The organism is Leclercia sp. LSNIH3 (assembly GCF_002935105.1).
Taxonomy (GTDB): domain Bacteria; phylum Pseudomonadota; class Gammaproteobacteria; order Enterobacterales; family Enterobacteriaceae; genus Enterobacter; species Enterobacter adecarboxylatus.
On the sequence record NZ_CP026387.1, the window covers coordinates 1,256,007 to 1,274,739 of the forward strand.

The 18,733-nt window shown below is 56.7% G+C and carries 17 protein-coding genes and 1 tRNA gene; 10 read left to right on the forward strand and 8 right to left on the reverse strand.

Annotated features, from left to right (window positions below; genetic code table 11):
• Position 1: 1 nt before the first annotated feature.
• Positions 2-1,243 carry an MFS transporter gene (locus tag C3F35_RS06135; protein WP_032616942.1) on the reverse strand — a complete coding sequence of 414 codons (1,242 nt, stop codon included), beginning with the start codon at positions 1,241-1,243 and terminating at the stop codon, positions 2-4.
• Positions 1,244-1,519: 276 nt separating this feature from the next.
• On the opposite strand from C3F35_RS06135, the gene C3F35_RS06140 reads away from it, so the two are divergent.
• Together C3F35_RS06140 and C3F35_RS06145 are read left to right on the forward strand one after the other, a co-directional pair.
• A complete protein-coding gene (locus tag C3F35_RS06140; protein ID WP_103791861.1) occupies positions 1,520-1,882 on the forward strand; it encodes a type II toxin-antitoxin system RelE/ParE family toxin in 363 nt (120 codons plus the stop codon).
• The gene (locus C3F35_RS06145; protein ID WP_059308573.1) at positions 1,870-2,169 is read left to right on the forward strand and encodes a helix-turn-helix domain-containing protein; all 300 of its coding nucleotides are present in this window, start codon (positions 1,870-1,872) and stop codon (positions 2,167-2,169) included. Before C3F35_RS06140 ends, C3F35_RS06145 begins: the two co-directional genes overlap by 13 nt.
• 141 nt (positions 2,170-2,310) lie before the next feature.
• On the opposite strand, the gene pheP is transcribed toward C3F35_RS06145, so the two are convergent.
• From pheP to C3F35_RS06175, 6 genes are all read right to left on the reverse strand, one after another.
• On the reverse strand, positions 2,311-3,696 hold the full coding sequence (gene pheP / locus C3F35_RS06150) for a phenylalanine transporter (protein WP_077226217.1): 1,386 nt from the start codon (positions 3,694-3,696) through the stop codon (positions 2,311-2,313).
• A 103-nt stretch (positions 3,697-3,799) separates the two neighbouring features.
• Complete coding sequence (locus tag C3F35_RS06155) at positions 3,800-5,773, reverse strand: PhoX family protein (RefSeq protein ID WP_032616918.1); 1,974 nt, start codon at positions 5,771-5,773, stop codon at positions 3,800-3,802.
• Between the two features lie 119 nt (positions 5,774-5,892).
• Positions 5,893-8,079 (reverse strand): TonB-dependent receptor, encoded by a 2,187-nt coding sequence (locus C3F35_RS06160; protein WP_103791860.1) that lies wholly within the window; start codon positions 8,077-8,079, stop codon positions 5,893-5,895.
• A gap of 64 nt (positions 8,080-8,143) precedes the next feature.
• Complete coding sequence (locus tag C3F35_RS06165; protein WP_103791859.1) at positions 8,144-9,226, reverse strand: hypothetical protein; 1,083 nt, start codon at positions 9,224-9,226, stop codon at positions 8,144-8,146.
• A gap of 503 nt (positions 9,227-9,729) precedes the next feature.
• Positions 9,730-10,575 (reverse strand): hypothetical protein, encoded by an 846-nt coding sequence (locus C3F35_RS06170; protein ID WP_103791858.1) that lies wholly within the window; start codon positions 10,573-10,575, stop codon positions 9,730-9,732.
• Between the two features lie 63 nt (positions 10,576-10,638).
• Positions 10,639-10,715, reverse strand: a tRNA-Arg gene (locus C3F35_RS06175).
• A gap of 222 nt (positions 10,716-10,937) precedes the next feature.
• Between C3F35_RS06175 and folD the strand changes: the two genes are divergently transcribed.
• The 5 genes from folD (at position 10,938) to C3F35_RS06200 (ending at position 15,474) form a co-directional block, all read left to right on the forward strand.
• Positions 10,938-11,804, forward strand: coding sequence for a bifunctional methylenetetrahydrofolate dehydrogenase/methenyltetrahydrofolate cyclohydrolase FolD (folD, locus tag C3F35_RS06180; RefSeq protein WP_032616914.1), 867 nt, complete (start codon positions 10,938-10,940; stop codon positions 11,802-11,804).
• 1 nt (position 11,805) lies between these two features.
• Positions 11,806-12,018 carry a ribosome-associated protein YbcJ gene (ybcJ, locus tag C3F35_RS06185; RefSeq protein ID WP_032616913.1) on the forward strand — a complete coding sequence of 71 codons (213 nt, stop codon included), beginning with the start codon at positions 11,806-11,808 and terminating at the stop codon, positions 12,016-12,018.
• A 272-nt stretch (positions 12,019-12,290) separates the two neighbouring features.
• Entirely contained in the window at positions 12,291-13,790 is a 1,500-nt protein-coding gene (locus tag C3F35_RS06190) for a PTS transporter subunit EIIC (RefSeq protein WP_032616912.1), read from the forward strand.
• 74 nt (positions 13,791-13,864) lie between these two features.
• Positions 13,865-14,881, forward strand: a complete 1,017-nt coding sequence (gene malI / locus C3F35_RS06195) for a Mal regulon transcriptional regulator MalI (RefSeq protein ID WP_032616911.1) — start codon at positions 13,865-13,867, stop codon at positions 14,879-14,881.
• Between the two features lie 71 nt (positions 14,882-14,952).
• On the forward strand, positions 14,953-15,474 hold the full coding sequence (locus tag C3F35_RS06200) for a metal-dependent hydrolase (RefSeq protein ID WP_103791857.1): 522 nt from the start codon (positions 14,953-14,955) through the stop codon (positions 15,472-15,474).
• Between the two features lie 87 nt (positions 15,475-15,561).
• Here the strand turns inward: C3F35_RS06200 and cysS are convergent, their stop codons facing one another.
• Positions 15,562-16,947, reverse strand: a complete 1,386-nt coding sequence (gene cysS, locus C3F35_RS06205) for a cysteine--tRNA ligase (RefSeq protein WP_032616909.1) — start codon at positions 16,945-16,947, stop codon at positions 15,562-15,564.
• A gap of 205 nt (positions 16,948-17,152) precedes the next feature.
• Here cysS and ppiB point away from each other — a divergent pair, with 205 nt between their 5' ends.
• The 3 genes from ppiB (at position 17,153) to C3F35_RS06220 (ending at position 18,728) form a co-directional block, all read left to right on the forward strand.
• Positions 17,153-17,647, forward strand: a complete 495-nt coding sequence (ppiB, locus tag C3F35_RS06210; RefSeq protein WP_032616908.1) for a peptidylprolyl isomerase B — start codon at positions 17,153-17,155, stop codon at positions 17,645-17,647.
• A 3-nt stretch (positions 17,648-17,650) separates the two neighbouring features.
• A complete protein-coding gene (gene lpxH / locus C3F35_RS06215) occupies positions 17,651-18,373 on the forward strand; it encodes a UDP-2,3-diacylglucosamine diphosphatase (RefSeq protein ID WP_103791856.1) in 723 nt (240 codons plus the stop codon).
• A gap of 145 nt (positions 18,374-18,518) precedes the next feature.
• Positions 18,519-18,728 carry a YdgH/BhsA/McbA-like domain containing protein gene (locus C3F35_RS06220; RefSeq protein ID WP_032616906.1) on the forward strand — a complete coding sequence of 70 codons (210 nt, stop codon included), beginning with the start codon at positions 18,519-18,521 and terminating at the stop codon, positions 18,726-18,728.
• Positions 18,729-18,733: the final 5 nt, after the last annotated feature.

An 18,733-nucleotide genomic window follows, 5' to 3' on the forward strand; every position in this document is an offset into this window, starting at 1 on the left:
GTTAGTGCGCCTTTTCTTCGTCATATTTGAACGAGAAGAGGAAAATCAGCGCGATGACCGCAGCCGCCACCGCCGGGATCCACCAGAAGGTGACCCAGGCTTGTGGAACGGTCTGCCCCGCCACCAGGCGGTTGTACAGCGCGCCGGAAATCTGTGAGCCGAGCAGCATGCCGATACCGTAAGTGAACATCACGATCATGCTCTGCGCCTGGCCTTTTACCTTTTCGCCCGCCACGCGATCGGTGTAGATAAAGCCCACCACAAAGAAGAAGTCATAGCAGACGCCGTGCAGCAGGATGCCGAGATACAGCAGGATACGTCCCTCTTCGCTCACGCCCAGGGCAAACATGGCGTAACGGACGAACCACGCCAGCATGCCGATCAGCAGCATATATTTCACGCCCAGACGGCGGAACAGTAGCGGGATCACCAGCATGAAGAAGATTTCAGACATCTGGCCAAAGGACATGGCGGTACTGACATCAGCGATACCGGCATCGGCCAGATAGGACGCGGTGTAGGCGTAGTAAGTGCCCAGCGGAACGGAGATCAGCATCGCGCACAGGCAGAAGATAAAGAAGTGACGGGTTTTCAGCAGCGCGAAGGCGTCGGCGCAGAAGAGATCGCGCATCTGCACTGGCATCCCTTTGGCCGGCGCCGGCGTGTGCGGCAACGTCAGGCTATAGAGCGCCAGCAGGACGGAGCTGGCCGCCGCTACGTGGAAGATGGTGACGCTGGACGCCACGCCGGTCACGCCGATAAAGATCCCGGCCACAATCCAGCCAATAGTGCCGAATACGCGAACCACCGGGAAGGTCTTATCGACGTTCGCCAGGCTGTGGAAGGCAATGTTGTTGGTCAATGCCAGGGTCGGCATGTAGCAGAGCGTGTAGCCAAACAGCAGGCCGATCAGCAGCGCACCGTTTTCCGCAATTAATGCCCCCGGCACGAACCACAGGATTGCCGCGCCAGCGAGGTGCATTACCGCCATCACCTTTTGCGAGGCGAAGAAGCGGTCCACCAGCATGCCGAGGACAAACGGCGACAGAATAGAGGCAATCGGCCCGGCAGAAAAAGCATCGCCGATCAGCAATGACATGTTGTGCTGGGTCATGACCAGACCGAGGGTAACTGACCAGCTACCCCAGATAAAAAATTGCAGGAACATCATCAGCGACAGGCGCGGCACCAGCATCCGGTGCTGCCCTATCACCTTTCCACTACTTTCAGTTGTTGACACCATGATCATCCCCACCCTTAAAAAGTAATCGATTACAAACCATATCAAATGAAAAGTAATCGATTACAAAACAAAGATCCTGTGGATCGATTCAGAAGTGCGAGGAGGGTCACGATAAAGGTTTGGATTGGGGCGAGCAGGTGCCGGGTGAGAGGTGCGCCTTACCCGGAATAGGGGTTGTCAGGCTTGTGAGAGCGCTGCGCCACAATATAGTTGCAGTTGCATTTATAGCCTTTTGGCTATAATCTTTTATAGCCAAAAGGCTATAAGAAAATAGTTATGTGGGAAGTCGAAACAACGGATACGTTTGACAAGTGGTTTAACCACCAGACACAAGCCTTGAAAGAAGATGTCCTGGCTATAATGCATATCCTCTCAGAGTACGGTCCACAGCTGGGCCGTCCCTGGGTCGATACAGTTAAAAACTCACATTACGCGAATATGAAAGAGCTACGCATTCAGCATGCAGGGGATCCGGTTCGTGCTTTTTTTGCCTTCGATCCTGGTTGTAAAGGCATAATTTTATGTGCTGGAAATAAGACGGGAAAAAATGAAAAGCGATTCTATAAAGATATGATCACCATAGCTGACGCTGAATTCAGCGATTATCTGGCGAGTAAGGAGGCCGAATGGCTACGTTAAAAGAACTCATGGCCCAGCAGAGCCAGGAAAGTCAGGAGCGAATTGCCGCTAAAGTTGAGGATCTGCGCATTATTGTCGCGCTCAACCAGCTCCGGGAAGAACTCAACATATCGCAAACTGAACTTGCTGCCGCGATGGGGGTTAAACAGCCTACCGTTGCGAAAATTGAGCAACCGGATAATGATCCGCGTCTTTCTACGCTTAAACGCTATGTTACGGCGTTAGGGGGTGAAGTGAGTATTGATGTCATTCTGCCCACCGGGAAGCGGGTGGCGTTTCATTTTTGATTACCCTGCGGCATTTTTGCGGTTAGGGCTGCGCTTACCGGGTTTACGGTTTTTGTAGGCTGTTATAAGCGCCGCGCCGCAATGCGAAAACGGGAATGGTGCGGCCTGATGCCCTCTCCCACCGGGAGAGGGCCAACGCCTTTACTTTCTGGAAAGTTTAAAGGCCGCAAACAGGAACACAATCCACACCGGCAGCAGGATGGCTGAGGTGCGCATGCCGTCCATGGTGCACATCAGCACCAGGATCATCGCCAGGAAGGCGATACAGAGATAGTTACCCGCCGGATAGAGCAGCGCTTTGAACTGCGTCTCGCGTCCTTTGCGGCGCATCGCCGCGCGGAACCGCAGGTGCGCCAGACAGATCATGATCCAGTTCAGCAGCAGGGTCGCGACCACCAGCGCCATCAGCAGGCCAAAGGCTTCGTGCGGCAGCAGGTAGTTGACCAGCACCACCAGCGAGGTAATGCCCCCGGAGAGCAGCAGCGAGTTCACCGGGACGCCGCGACGGCTGACGCGGGTTAAAAACTTCGGCGCGTTACCCTGTACGGAGAGGCCAAACAGCATGCGGCTGTTGGAGTAGACGCCGCTGTTATAGACCGACAGCGAGGCCACCAGAATCACAAAGTTCAGCGCCGACGCCACCACGTTGCTGTTCAGATCGTGGAAAATCATCACAAACGGGCTGCTGTCAGACTTCACTTCCACCCACGGGTAGAGCGCCAGCAACACCACCAGCGAACCGATATAAAACAGCAGAATACGGTAAACCACCTGGTTGACCGCTTTCGGGATGCTTTTATGCGGGTCCTGCGCTTCGGCGGCGGTAATGCCAATCAGCTCCAGCCCACCAAACGAGAACATGATCACCGCCAGCGACAGCACCAGCCCTTTCCAGCCGGTCGCGAGGAAGCCGCCGTGCTGCCACAGGTTGTCGAGGGTCGCCCGCTCGCCGCCGTGACCGGAGAACAGCAGCCACAGGCCAAAACCGATCATGCCGATGATGGCCAGCACCTTAATTAAGGCGAACCAGAACTCGGTCTCTCCGTACAGGCGCACGTTCACCAGGTTAACGGCGTTAATGATGATGAAGAATACCGCCGCCCAGATCCAGGTGGGTACCTCTGGCAGCCAGTACTGCATATAGATGCCCGCAGCGGTCAGCTCTGCCATGCCCACCAGCACGAACATCACCCAGTAGTTCCAGCCAGAGAGGAAACCGGCGAACGGCCCCCAGTATTTGTAGGCAAAATGGGCGAAGGAGCCGGATACCGGCTCTTCTACTACCATCTCGCCGAGCTGGCGCATGATCAGAAAGGCGATAATGCCCGCGATGGCATAACCCAGCAGCACGGCAGGACCGGCCATCTGAATGGCAGGACCGATGCCGAGAAACAGCCCAGTGCCGATAGCGCCACCGAGTGCGATAAGTTGAATATGTCGGTTCTGTAAACCACGATGCAGCGTCGGTGTCTGTTCCGACGAGGCTTCAGTAACACCAGTACCTGAAGCGGATGACGCGTTTTTCACGTCTTACCCCTGTCTCTTTTTATGGAAGGGGCACCTTTTAACACTTCAGGCAGACGGGAGCAAGTTAAACGCCGGGCAACGGTTGCTGCCCGGCGGGAGGCTATCACGAACCGATAATACCGCCGTCCGCTCTGGTGATGACCACCGTTGAGGCGCGAGGACGCCCTTGCGGATTGTTATCCGGCCAGTTAGAAACGGCGCGCGGGTTTGCCGGGTCGGTAATATCGTCCCCGCCCTCCCCCGGATGCTGAATATTAATAAACAGCGTGCGGTTGTCCGGGGTGAACGCAATGCCGGTGATTTCGCAGCCGCGTGGGCCAGTCAGGAAGCGGCGATACTCGTTGGTGCCCGGAATGGTCGCCACCATCTGGTTATTGCCCATCCCCTCATAGGCTTTCTTGTTAATGGTGCTGGAGGAGACGTCGGTCTGGATCCAGAGCACGCCCTGATGGTCAAACGACAGGCCGTCCGGGCTGCCAAATTCGGCCCCCTTCATGCTGCCTTTCGCCTTTTCATCCGCAGTGTCCGTTCGCCCGGCCAGCACCAGGATGTCCCATTTAAAGCGTAACGCTGCCGGATCGCCGCCCTCTTCGTGCCAGTGCATGATGTGGCCGAACGTGTTGTTTGCTCGCGGGTTGGCCGCATCCACCGGCGCTTTGCCCTCTTTGCCGCGATCGCTGTTGTTGGTCAGCGTGCAGTAAACGCTGCCGCTGTTATGGGGATCGACCGCAATCCACTCAGGACGGTCCATCTTAGTCGCCCCTACGGCATCGGCCGCCAGACGGGTTTTAATCAGCAGGTCGCCCTGATTGTCGAACCCTTTGCTCTTATCCAGGCCGTTCTGGCCAAACACCAGCGGCAGCCACTCGCCGGAGCCGTCATCGTTGAATCTGGCGACATAGAGCGTGCCAGCGGAGAGCAACTGCATGTTGGCTTCGCGATCCGCCGGATTGTAATTGTTGTCGGAAACAAATTTGTAGATGTACTCAAACTTCTGGTCATCCCCCATATAGGTGACCACGCGCTTATCGGCGGCCAGGGTGACGGCGGCCCCTTCGTGTTTGAAGCGACCCAGCGCGGTGTGCTTGCGCGGCGTGGAGTTCGGGTTGTACGGATCGATTTCGACCACCCAGCCAAAGCGATTCGGCTCGTTAGGGGTTTTATCCACGTTGAACCTGTCGTCCACCTCGCTCCAGCGGTAGGACTCATCGCTGTCGCTGATGCCGTAGCGCTTCTCCAGCGCGTTACGCTCGCTTTTTTTGACGAAAATATCCGACCAGTTCTCTTCGCAGGTGAGATAGGTTCCCCAGGGGGTATAACCGTTAGCGCAGTTTTGCATGGTGCCGAGCACCTGCTCGCCCTGCGGATCGGCGGCGGTTTTCATTAACGCCTGCTGACGCGCCGGGCCGGTGAGCTGCATCGGGGTATTTACCGTGATGCGGCGGGCAAAGCCGGAGGGGCGCACCACTTCCCAGTCGCTGCCGCTCTTTTTCACTTCGATAATCGACACGCCCATCGCGTTCTGGCCTTTACGCGCCTTCTCCAGGCTCCAGTTGGCGGTGCCGTCGGTAAAGAGCATACCGTTGTCGATATACTCGTGATTCATCGCCAGCAGGCCATGGGCGGGATCCTGCTCCCCTTGCGGCAGGCTAAACCACGCCATGCCGTCATGGTGCATACCCGCCTGTGCCGCCTGCTCGTCTGTCGTGTTGCTGGCGTCAAATTTGAAGGCTGGCAGATTGCCCTTGATACCAGTAGCGTCGCCCCAGCGATAGAAAGGACGCGCAATGTAGCCCTCGGGCACTCTGACCGTATCGTCGGTTGAGACCGGAATGCTGGTAAAACCGAGCGAGACCGCTTTGCTCAGCGCTGAAGGCTGTGACACCGCGGCCAGGGCGTTTTCAGGCTTGAGTAAAAAGGGGAAAGAGGCGGCGGCACCGGCAACGGCACCCATCTGCAGGAAACGGCGGCGGGAGAGGAACATCTCCGCCACGGTGGAAAATACCGGGTTAGCGCTGGGATTGCTGACATCATCGCGATGTTCTTTTTTGAATACGGACTTAAGAGGTTTACCCACGATGGCTTCCTTTCTTTAGGCTAAGAAATGACAAAGTGGGAACACTATAAGAACAATTTGTTACATTTTTATAACAGACGGACGGTGGGGCATCCCTGCCCCGATAACGAGGGTCGAACTCAGAACTCGTAGCCGACAGAGACCTTAAAGGTACGTGGCTCACCCTGGAACAGGTAAGTGCCGCTGTCGTCAACGCTTGACCAGTAGTTTTCGTCGGTGACGTTTTCAATGCCAGCGCGAACGGTCATCTGGTTCTGGTCATTGTTGACCGCGAAGCGGTAACGCATGCCCAGATCCAGGGTGGTATAGCTGTCCAGCTTTTTGCTGTTGGCCAGATTGGCATACTGCGAACCGGAGTGGTTCACACGGGCGGTGGCGGTCAGGCCGTCGACAGGCTTGATGTCATACTCCGCACCCAACACGCCGTAGAACGACGGAACGCCAATGGCGTCGTTGCCCTGATTAACACCGTTGTTGGTTTTGGTCAGCTCCGCCTGCAGCCAGGTGGCGCTGGCATTCAGACGCAGGCCCAGCGTCGGCTCGCCAAAGACGTTCAGCTCGATACCGCGGTTACGCTGCTCTGCATCCAGCCCGTAATATTTGGTCTGGCTGTCGAGAATGGCAGACGGCATTTTAATTTCAAACAGGGCCAGCGAGCCGCCAACGCGACCGAAGTCAGCCTTCACGCCCACTTCGTTCTGCTTAGAGTGGACGATACCGGTGCTCTGGCCGTAGTTGATGGCGGTGTTAGGCGCGGTTTTACCCGGCTGCAACGCTTCGGTGTGGTTAGCGTACAGCGAGATTTCGTCCCAGGGTTTGTACACCACGCCATAGGTAGGCATCCAGCGGTCGCCGTCGAAGCTATCGCCAGCGTTTTCCAGACCGGTGACTTTGTTATACCCACGAATGACCACTTTCTGATGGCGCGCCCCGACGGTGAACAGCAGTTTGTCGTCCAGCACGCCGAGGGTGTCGCTCAGCAGCCAGCCCTGGGTTCGGGTGCGGCCGCTGGTCAGCGGATCGCTGTAGTTACCGCCCGCCCCATTGGAGTTGGTGCTCGGTGGCGCATCCACACCGGTGTTGTGGTAGATGTTGGTGACCGGGTTATCCTTCGCCGCCGACATCTTCCAGGCAATTTTCTCGTTTTTGGTCATCGCCGAGTAGCCGACGTTAACCTTATGGGTCACAAAGCCGGTCGCAAAGTTACCGCGGATCCCCGCCATGCCGCTTACGCTGTCGCTGATACGGTTGGTATCCAGGCGGCTCGCGGTGGCTTTGCCGCTCTTATCCACCAGCTTCGCACCGCTGTACAGCCCCTCTTCATGGGCGTGTTGCGCCCCCAGACCGGTATAGGCGGTCCAGTTGTCGGTGATGTCATACTCGCTGCGCCACATGCCGAATTCGTTTTCGATATTGCTGTAGGCCCATTTCTGCGAGTAGTTGCGATCGTTTTTCGGCGGCTCTGGCACGAAATCTACGCCAGAGATGTTGACCCCGGTTTCCGAGCCGTGGAAGGTTTTCTTCTGATACCCCAGGTCCACGGAGGTACGGAAGTCATCTCCCGCATAGTCCAGACCGGTGGACAGCAGCGTGGTGCGGCGGCGGTCGTTAGCAACCGGCGCTTCGCCTTCACGGTGTACCACGTTGACGCGGGCACCAAACTGGTCGCTGTCGCCGAAGCGACGACCGGCATCAAGGGTGGTGCCAATCTGCGAATCCGAGGTGTAGTCCACGCCCACTTTCGCCTGCGGTGTTGCCCCCGCGTGTTTCGGTTCGAGGTTAATCATGCCGCCCACGCCAGAGCTGGCCGCGCCGTTCATCAGGGAGTTAGCACCTTTGAAGATCTCAATGCGATCCACCATCTGCGCATCCACCACCTGACGCGGCAGCACGCCGGAGAGGCCGCCGAAGGTCATGTCATCCCCGTCGAACTTCAGGCCACGAATGCGGTAGCTTTCTGCGCTGTTGCCGTAGCCCTGTACGGACTGGACGCCCGCATCGTTAGCCACCACGTCAGCAATGGTGTGCGCCTGCTGATCCTCCACCAGTTTGGAGGTGTAGCTGATGATGTTAAAGGGAACGTCCATCGCATTTTGCTGACCGAGCATCCCCATGCGGCCGCCGTTCGCCACCTGCCCGTCCAGGAAGGCTGGCACCAGCTGGTCGCCGCCGGGTTTAAAATCGCTGGCGGCAGACTGCACCACGATGGTCTCTTCTTTTTTGCTCTCCGCTGCCACCGCGGAATGGGCGATGGCGCCTATAGCGAGTGCCAGCAGCGTTTTGTTCATTTTTCTGGTGTGGTTCATGATTAACTCGTTCAAATTTCGCGCAAAATGGCCCGTTGCCGGGCCTGAGTTGTTATGAGAAAGCTTATTTCAGGGCGATACGCACAACGCTGTCCGGCCCGTTAGTCGAGTGGTCTTTGTTGAACGCCTGCTTAACGGTGACGTACAGCGTCTGGCCGTCAGCCGACAGCAGCAGGCTGTTCGGGTTCGGCGGCAGATCCCACGTCTGCTTGACGGCATAGGTGGTGGCCTCGAGGCTCAGCAGCTTGCCGCTTTCACGCTGGGTGATGTACAGCTCGTTGCGTTTGGCGTTGAACTTCACCGCCAGCGAGTCGCCGACGTCGAGCTTCTTAATGATTTCACCGGTATGGATGTCCAGCACCAGGGTGGTTTTGGCTTTCGAGTTGTCGGTGACAAACAGGCGGCCCGTCGCGCTGTCTTCCGCGAGGTTCAGCAGCAGCGCCGGTTTATCCCCGAGCGGCTTCCAGCGTTTTTCAATGCGGTTGCGCTTAGGATCCAGGATCAGAATTTCCCCCCCGCCATTCGCCACGTAGATGCGTTGGGTCTGTTCAGACCACATCAGGCCGGTGACCCACTGGCCCGCGTTCTGGATGGTCTTTTTCAGCTTCAGCGTTTTTGCATCTACCACCCAGATCACCGCCGGATCGGCCACGCCGCCGATGTAGAGCACGTCGTTATGCAGCAGCACCTGGCGCGCGCCGTACGGGAAGCCCTCTTTGTTGCGCTCGGTGAACAGCAGGCGCTGTTTCACTTTGCCATCGGCGGTGCTGATGGCGCTGATCCCGCCGTCCAGTGAGTTGGTGGTATAAAGGGTCTGGCCGTCCTCAGAGATCGCGAGGGCGAAGTTTTTCAGATCGGTATGGCTGCGGCCGATGGTTTTCAGGGTCGCCGGATCGAGCTTGTACACCACCCCGCCCTGCACATCCTTGAAACCTTCCGAGCTGGCAACGTACAGCGCATCGCCTTTCGGGCTCATAACCATTTCGTACAGGCCGTCAGCCAGATCGCGTTTAACGACGTTGGTCTGCGCCGGGGCGGCAGGTTTCGGGGCATCAGCAGCGGGAGCGGTGGTCGCGGTGTGTTGAGCTGCGCAGCCGCTGAGTGAGACAGCAACCAGCAGCGCCAGGGCGGACAATTTTTTTGACATCAGGAACATCCTTTACCGTGCAAATCGAATTTGAGGTGGACGTCTGCGTCGCATATGCATTGCGATTAGAAGTGTGATTTCGGGCCATCAGGCCTGTGCAGCGTCCACCGTTAACACTCAGTGTTCCGTGTGAGATCTGCACTCACTGTTGATGCGGGAAAGTCCCTACGCGCCCACAAACACTAAAGAGAATGAGAACTATACTCATTATCCTTCTGTAATCAAGTGTAAACAGGGACACAAAGTAAAAAAGCGGTTCAAAAACATCCCGGTAATGGTTCGGGTTTATCCTGTCGTGGAAGAGAGGTTCGGAGAGGTGCGGTTGGTTAACACGCCGCTGTGAGGTGTGGCGGGAATAGAGATATGCGGCGGGTCGATAGCGTGATCGTCTTCGGGGAAAACTTGCCCCTGAATGTCTGTCTGAAGGGGGGGACAAAAGTCCAGGCCGATGATGTGCGCATTAAGCACAGCGATTTATGCCGGGGGATGCTCTCGGTAAGCCGTTACCGGCCAGTTAGCTTATCCATCGGGTTATTGCCCTTACCCGCGAGTTCTCCAGCTGACGCTTTCAAAACCGGTGACGGGCTTTCCGACAGCACCTCCGTCCCTAGCGCCGAGGCGATGCCGCTTGCGATCGTCTCATCGGAAAACGGCACGTTCCCATTTTCCTGATGAATAATGGCTTTGCTCAGGGCGGTTAAGACGCCAGGCGAGGCGACATCCAGCCGGGTCGTCGGTGTTACGCCAAGCGCCTGGCTGACGTTCTGAATATAAGCGGTGGTATTGTTATTATCCTGCGGCGGTGCCCAGCGGGAGATAATTTTGCTGATGGTATCCAGTCCACGCCGCTGGTAGGCGAGCAGGTTTACGCCCAGAGCGCGGATCCCGTGCTCGGGAGAGGCGAAGGTAGCGAAGCGCCCGTCGGTGCCGTTCTGCCCCTGCCAGGTAAAGGCCCAACTGGCCTCCAGATTACCGGGGTTGTTATTGCGGATCCCGCGAACGCCCCCAACGGGCGACCATGCAGGCCCGGTGTGGCTGTTTCGGTACTGGGGTAAGCGGTTCATGAGCGCCAGCTGATTTTCACTCCAGCCCTGCAGGCTGGCGTACTGCCCCAGTTGCTCAAACGAGGCGGGTGTGGCGGTAACCGATGCCTGTCGGTGGTCAGCGGGTTGCGATGCGCTTGCCGCAGGCTGGGCGATGATCGGCTGGGAAGAGAGGGTTACCTGCTGAAAGGAGGCGGGTACGCTGGTCTGCGTCATTCCGGCAGCGGGCGCCTGAGCCGATAGCGTGGCCAGTTGCTGCGTGTGAACGCTCTGCTCGTGTAAATGGTAATGCGCAATACCGGACATGATTTCAATCTGGTTCTAATAAGGAACACGAAGAGACGGAGAAATGCGACGTTATGATGCGAATGGCACGCCCTAAAGGATTCGAACCTTTGACCTACGGCTTAGAAGGCCGTTGCTCTATCCAACTGAGCTAAGGGCGCACAGAGAAGAATGTCTTCGCAGTGGTGAAGCGCGTGGAATTATACGGTCAATGACCGATGAGTCAATGGATTTTAGTACAATCCCCTTGCAGTTCATACCTATGCCCGACAACAACGCCGCTTAACAGGAAAATCCGCAAAGTGTGACTGACAGCAGCGCGCGCTTCTGACAAAATATGCTCATCCCCCCTTTCACTCCTTACAGATGGAATCTTCTCTCTGATGGCAGCAAAGATTATTGACGGTAAAACGATTGCGCAGCAGGTGCGCTCTGAGGTTGCGGAAAAAGTGGCAGCTCGTCGGGCCGCTGGAAAACGCGCCCCCGGGCTGGCCGTTGTGCTGGTCGGCAGCAACCCGGCATCGCAAATTTATGTCGGCAGCAAACGCAAAGCGTGCGAAGAGGTGGGCTTTCTCTCCCGCTCCTACGATCTGCCAGAAACCACATCCGAAGCAGAGCTGCTTGAGCTGATTGATACCCTGAACGCCGATAACGAGATCGACGGCATTCTGGTACAGCTGCCGCTGCCTGCGGGCATCGACAACGTGAAGGTGCTCGAACGTATCGCGCCTGACAAAGATGTGGACGGCTTCCACCCGTACAACGTTGGCCGTCTGTGCCAGCGTGCGCCGCGCCTGCGTCCGTGTACCCCGCGCGGCATCGTCACGCTGCTGGAGCGTTATAACATCGACACCTACGGCCTGAACGCCGTGGTGATTGGCGCGTCCAATATCGTGGGCCGTCCGATGAGCATGGAGCTGCTGCTGGCTGGCTGCACCACCACCGTTACCCACCGCTTTACCAAAAATCTGCGTCAGCACGTCGAAAATGCCGACCTGCTGATCGTCGCCGTGGGTAAGCCGGGCTTTATTCCGGGCGAGTGGATCAAAGAAGGCGCTATTGTCGTCGACGTAGGGATTAACCGTCTGGAAAGCGGCAAAGTGGTGGGGGATGTGGTTTACGAAGATGCTGCCGCCCGCGCCTCTTACATCACGCCGGTACCGGGCGGCGTAGGCCCGATGACCGTAGCAACACTGATTCAGAATACTTTGCAGGCATGCGAAGAGTATCACGACGTAGAGGAAGCGTAAGATGGCCACTTTTTCATTAGGAAAACATCCGCACGTTGAGCTGTGCGATCTGCTGAAGCTCGAAGGCTGGAGCGAAAGCGGTGCCCAGGCCAAGATCGTCATTGCTGATGGTCTGGTGAAGGTTGACGGTAAGGTTGAAACCCGCAAACGTTGCAAGATTGTTGCCGGGCAGACCGTGAGTTTTGAAGGCCAAAGCGTCACCATTACTGCCTGAGTGCGCTTACCCCTCCTCTCCCCCAAACGGGGAGGAGTCAAACGCCATGCCGGGCAAGGCGCCAGCCGCCACCCGGCAGCTTTCCTCAACAATCCCCCATGACCATCACGGTTAATTATCGATCGACTTCAAATAATCACTATTTCATCTGTTGAAATGTGAAAATTCAGTTGCGCGAAATTCAGGCTTTCCTCACGATAAGTAGAACGTTCTACTAAAACGTTCTACTCACTATAACAAGCGCTCACAGAGCGCACTCGGGGGAAATCAGCATGAGTCTGATATCAGGGTTTGTTAAATCGCTGTCGAAATTATCGATGATTGGTCGCGCCTTAATGCTGCCAATCTCACTGCTTCCTGCTGCGGGCCTGCTGTTGGCCTTCGGGGATAAGTTCCATCTGCCGCTGATGATGAATGCGGGCGGCGTTATCTTTGATAACCTTCCGATGCTGTTTGCCATCGGCTCGGCCGTGGGGCTGGCATCTGAATCCGGTATCGCGGCGCTGTCAGCGGCGGTGGCGGTATTTGTCACCAACATCACCATCGGCACCGTGCTCGGCATTACGCCGGAGATGGCCTCCCAGGGTGGTAAATATGCCATGGTGGTGGGCATCCCGACGCTGCAGATGGGCGTCTTTGGCGGCCTGCTGTGCGGTATTCTCGCCGCCTGGTGTTACAACCGCTTCCACACCATGCAGTTGCCAGAGTTCCTCGGCTTCTTCTCCGGTAAGCGTTTTGTCGCCATTGCCACGGCGTTCCTGTCCTTTGTGATGGGCCTGCTGCTGCCCTATATCTGGCAACATATCCAGGCCGGTATCGACGCCCTGTCGGTGGTGGTCAACGGGGATAACCAGGCGGCATCGACCTTTATCTTTGGTCTGGTGGAACGCGCGCTGATCCCGCTGGGTCTGCACCACATCTGGTACCCCTCTTTCTGGTACTCGTTCGGGGATTACACCACGCAGGCAGGCCAGGTGATCCACGGCGACCAGACTATCTGGTTCAAAATGCTGGAAGAAGGCACCAAATCCTTCAGCAGCGATACCTACCAGAACGCCGGTAAGTTCATGCAGGGTGAATTCCCGCTGATGCTGTTCGCGCTGCCTGCCGCCTGTCTGGCGATGTACCACGAAGCGCACACCAAAAATAAAAAGATCGCTGCCGGTATCCTGTTCTCTGCGGCACTGACCTGCTTCCTGACCGGGATCACCGAGCCGGTAGAGTTCACCTTTATCTTCGTGGCACCGATCCTCTATGTCTTTAACGCCATCATGGCGGGCCTGGCCTACATGACCATGTACCTGATGCATGCGCATATCGCCAAATCCTTCTCTGCCGGCTTTATCGACTACCTGTCGTTCGGGATCCTGCCGTCGTTTAACGGCTACCAGACCAACTTCCTCAACGCCATTATCATCGGTATTCCGATGGCGCTGATTTACTACTTCACCTTCCGCTTTGTGATCCGTCGTTTCGACGTGAAAACGCCGGGCCGCACCGAAGTGACGGCTAACGCGGATGATAAGACCGACAACGAAATCGCCACCGAAATTATCGGCCTGCTGGGCGGTGCGCAGAACATCGACTCTGTCGGCTCCTGCATCACCCGTCTGCGTCTGGAAGTGGCGAAGAGCGAGATGGTGGATAAAGACGGTCTGAATGGCCTCGGCGCACGCGGCGTGGTCTTCGTCGGTGACTCTGGCATCCAGGTTATCTTTGGCGCCCGGGCGCAGTTTATCGCCCAGACGATGTCCACCATGATCGGTAAATAATAAGCTGCCTGACCGACACGTCTCCTGTACTCTTACGGGAGACGTTGTCTTATCAGGCATTTCAGGGAGAAGATGTGAAGAAGGTCAGCATCATTGATGTCGCCAGAGAGGCAGGCGTTTCGGTCTCCACCGTCTCGCTGGTTCTGCGTCAGAAAGGAAAGATCTCCGAGGCGACGATCGAAAAAGTCCACGCCGCCATCACCGCCCTGGGCTACGTCCATAACGTGGCCGCCGCCAACCTCCGCGCCAACACCTCGAATCTTATCGGTCTGATCCTGCGCGATTTCAGCGACAGTTTTTCCATCAAAGTGATGGCGAGCATCGTTCAGGAGCTGGAGAAGCAGGGTTTTATGGTTTTTCTCGGCCAGCCGCTGAATGATGGCGAACATCTCGAGCGCTGCCTGCTCTCCTTTAAGCAGCAGGGTGTCGCCGGGGTAATCTACCTGGCGTCCAACACGCGACATGCCACCCTGCCGACGTTGATCCGTCAGTGTCCGCTGCCGCTGGTTGCGGTGTCGCAGTCGCTACTGGATGAAACCTGCAATCTGGTGATGCGCGATAATCGCCAGGCAGCGCATCTGGCGACCCGCTACCTGATTGAGCGCGGCCATCGCAATATCGCCTACATCGGCGGCCGGGAAGGGGATCTGATCCGCGAGCAGCGCCTGCTGGGTTTTCGCAGCGCGATGACGCAAAACGGGCTGGTGTTCCGCGACGAATCTGCCCCGGCCTGCAGCGACGACACCCAGGCGGTGAGTTTCGCCACCCGTCAGTTGCTGGAGAAAAACAACACCATCACCGCCCTGCTCTGCCACTCGCCGGATGCAATGATCGGCTCTATCTCCGGTATTCACCACGTGGGCCGCACGGTAGGAAAAGATGTGTTTCTCACCCAGCAGGTGGCGCTGGTAGGGTTTGAAGATATGCTGCACGTCAATCTCACCTCTCCGTCTTTTACCTATGTCTCCTCCGCCAGCGAAGAGACGGGCCGCCAGGCGGCGGGGCTGATGATCCGCAAGCTGAAAGAGCCTGAACTGCAAACCCAGCGCATTACCCTGTCGGGGCAGTTAATCGCAAGGGAATCGGCCTGATTCAGATTTACGCCCGGGCCTGACTTCCGCCGCGCTCTGCTATATTTCCATGCTTTGCCATGGATAATTTTATGCCAACGATCATTACCCACGCCGCTGTGCCGATTTGCCTCGGACTGGGGCTGGGCACCCGGGTTATTCCCCCTCGCCTGCTGTTCGCCGGGATTGTCCTCGCCATGCTGCCGGATGCCGATGTGCTGTCGTTTAAGTTTGGCGTCGCCTACGGCAATATTTTTGGTCATCGCGGCTTTACGCACTCCCTTCTGTTCGCCTTTGTGGTGCCCCTACTCTGCGTGTTAATCGGCCGACGCTGGTTCAGGGCCAGCCTGATGCGCTGTTGGCTGTTTTTAACGGTATCGCTGCTGTCACATAGCCTGCTGGACTCGGTGACGACGGGCGGGAAAGGGGTTGGCTGGCTGTGGCCCTGGTCGGATGAACGCTTCTTCGCCCCCTGGCAGGTGATCAAGGTCGCGCCCTTTGCGCTGTCGCGCTACACCACGCCGTACGGGCATCAGGTGATTCTCTCGGAGCTGCTGTGGGTGTGGTTACCGGGGGCGATAGTGATGGGAATGTTGTGGTGGAAGCGGCGTTAAAAAAACCGGGTGGCGGCTACGCCTTACCCGGCCTGTCTTCTTGCATTTGTCGGCCCGGCAAGCGAAGCGCCGCCGGGCGTTACAGACTTACTTACGGCGCCAGGTGGTCCCTTGCGGGCCATCTTCCAGAATGATACCCATCTCGGTAAGACGGTTACGCGCAGCATCGGCTGCGGCCCAGTCTTTCGCCTGACGTGCTTCCAGTCGGGCTTTAATCAGCGCTTCGATCTCCGCCACTTCGCCGTCATCGGCCTGGGCACCGCTCTGCAGGAACACTTCCGGTGCCTGCTCCAGCAGACCCAGCACGCCAGCCAGCTTACGCATATGGGAGGCCAGGGCGTTAGCGGCATGCGCATCTTCCCCTTTCAGGCGGTTCACTTCACGTGCCATATCAAACAGCGCCGAGTAAGCTTCCGGGGTGTTGAAGTCGTCGTTCATCGCCTCGACAAAACGGGCTTCGAACGCCTCGCCACCGGCTGCAGGTACGGAGGTATCGGTCCCGCGCAGCGCGGTATACAGACGCTCCAGGGCGGAACGCGCCTGCTTCAGGTTCTCTTCGCTGTAGTTCAGCTGGCTACGATAGTGGCCGGACATCAGGAAGTAGCGAATGGTTTCGGCATCGTAATACTTCAGCACGTCGCGCACGGTGAAGAAGTTGCCCAGCGATTTGGACATCTTCTCGCGGTCAATCATCACCATCCCGGAGTGCATCCAGTAGTTCACATACTCGCCGTCGTGCGCGCAGGTGGACTGGGCAATTTCGTTTTCATGGTGTGGGAACATCAGGTCTGAACCGCCGCCGTGAATATCGAAATGATTACCCAGCTGTTTGCAGTTCATGGCCGAACATTCGATGTGCCAGCCCGGACGGCCCGCGCCCCACGGCGACGGCCAGCTTGGCTCACCCTCTTTGGACATCTTCCACAGTACGAAGTCCATTGGGTTACGCTTCACGTCAACCACATCCACGCGAGCACCGGCTTGCAGCTGATCCAGGTCCTGACGGGAGAGCTGACCGTAATGCGGATCGGTCGGTACATCGAACATCACGTCGCCGTTATCTGCCACGTAGGCGTGACCTTTGGCGATCAGCTGTTCGGTGATCTCAATGATCTCAGGGATATGGTGCGTCGCACGCGGCTCCAGGTCCGGGCGCAGGATATTCAGCGCATCGAAATCTTTATGCATTTCGGCGATCATACGATCGACTAATGCGACGAAATTCTCGCCGTTTTCATTAGCGCGCTTGATAATTTTGTCGTCGATATCGGTGATATTGCGTACATACTTAAGGTTGTACCCGAGGAAACGCAGATAGCGTGACACCACGTCGAAGGCGACAAAGGTCCGGCCATGACCAATATGACAGAGATCGTAAACGGTAATACCACACACGTACATGCCGACTTCCCCGGCATGAATAGGTTTGAATTCCTCTTTTTGGCGCGTCAGTGTGTTGAAGATTTTTAACATCGAAGATTCCATGTGAGACGTGTGTGGACGAAAACGGCGTATTCTACACGCAAAATCATTTAAAGGGATGCGGCGTGTAACCGTAATTCAAACCCGAAGCCGCCAACAATGCAAGGTGATCGCGCCGTGAGGTTATGCTATAACAAGCGCTTATTGTGGCCCCCCGAGGGGTCGAAGCACCACTATAACGGAACAGGATGCAAAAATGGTTACTTTCCACACTAATCATGGCGATATCGTAATCAAAACCTTTGATGACAAAGCGCCTGAAACAGTTAAAAACTTCCTGGACTACTGCCGCGAAGGTTTCTACGACAACACCATCTTCCACCGTGTCATTAATGGCTTCATGATTCAGGGCGGCGGTTTTGAACCTGGTATGAACCAGAAAGAGACCAAAGCAGCCATCAAAAACGAAGCTAACAACGGTCTGAAAAACACGCGTGGTACGCTGGCAATGGCCCGTACTCAGGCTCCGCACTCTGCAACCGCACAGTTCTTCATCAACGTCGCGGACAACGACTTCCTGAACTTCTCCGGCGAAAGCCTGCAGGGTTGGGGCTACTGCGTGTTCGCAGAAGTCGCTGAAGGCATGGACGTGGTTGATAAGATCAAAGGCGTTTCTACTGGCCGCAGCGGTATGCACCAGGACGTTCCAAAAGAAGACGTCGTGATCACAAGCGTGACCGTCAGCGAATAATTCGTGGCGACACTCTTTATTGCAGATCTGCATCTGCAAACAGAAGAACCGGCGATCACCGCCGGTTTTCTGCGTTTTTTACAGGGTGAAGCCCGCCACGCCGATGCGCTTTATATCCTCGGGGATCTGTTCGAAGCCTGGATTGGCGATGACGACCCAAACCCGCTGCACCGCGAAATAGCCATTGCCATCAAGGCACTGGTGGATTCCGGCGTCCCTTGCTTTTTTGTCCATGGCAACCGCGACTTTCTGCTCGGCAAGCGCTACGCCCGCGATTGCGGCATGACCCTGCTGGCAGAAGAGACCGTTCTCGACCTGTATGGCCGCAACATTCTGATCATGCATGGCGACACGCTCTGCACCGACGATACCGGTTATCTGGCGTTTCGCGCCAAAGTGCATACCCCCTGGATCCAGACCCTGTTTCTCGCCCTGCCGCTGTTTATCCGCAGCCGCATCGCCGCGAAGATGCGCGCCGGGAGCAAAGCCGCCAACAGCAGCAAATCCATGACCATCATGGATGTGAATCCGCAGGCCGTCGCCAGCGTGATGGCAAAACACCAGGTTCAGTGGCTGATCCATGGCCATACCCATCGCCCGTATATGCACGACCTGACCGTCAACGATAAACCCGCCCATCGCGTGGTGTTAGGGGCCTGGCATACCGAAGGTTCGATGATCAAGGTCACGCCGGATGGCGTAGAGCTGACCGCTTTCCCGTTCTAAAATCCCCCCGCCTGAAATTCATTCAATTTTTTTGAACTGTAACCGCAAATTGTTTTGATTTTAATCACACTTTGGTCGGCCTATGATTACTCACATCAGGGCAACAACGCCCTATCCCAAACAAAAACGCTTAAGGAATACGACCATGAAATCCATCAAAACTTTCGTTGCAGTTGCCGCTCTGTCTCTGATCTCTTTCGGTTCTTTTGCGCAGAGCATCAGCACCACCGCCTCTACCCTTGACCGTGCCGAAGCCAATATCGCCGCGCAGGCTGCTAAAGAAGGCGCTGCTTACAAAATCACCAGCGCCCAGTTCGACAACCGCGTGCACATGACCGCTGAACTGACCAAATAATTTAA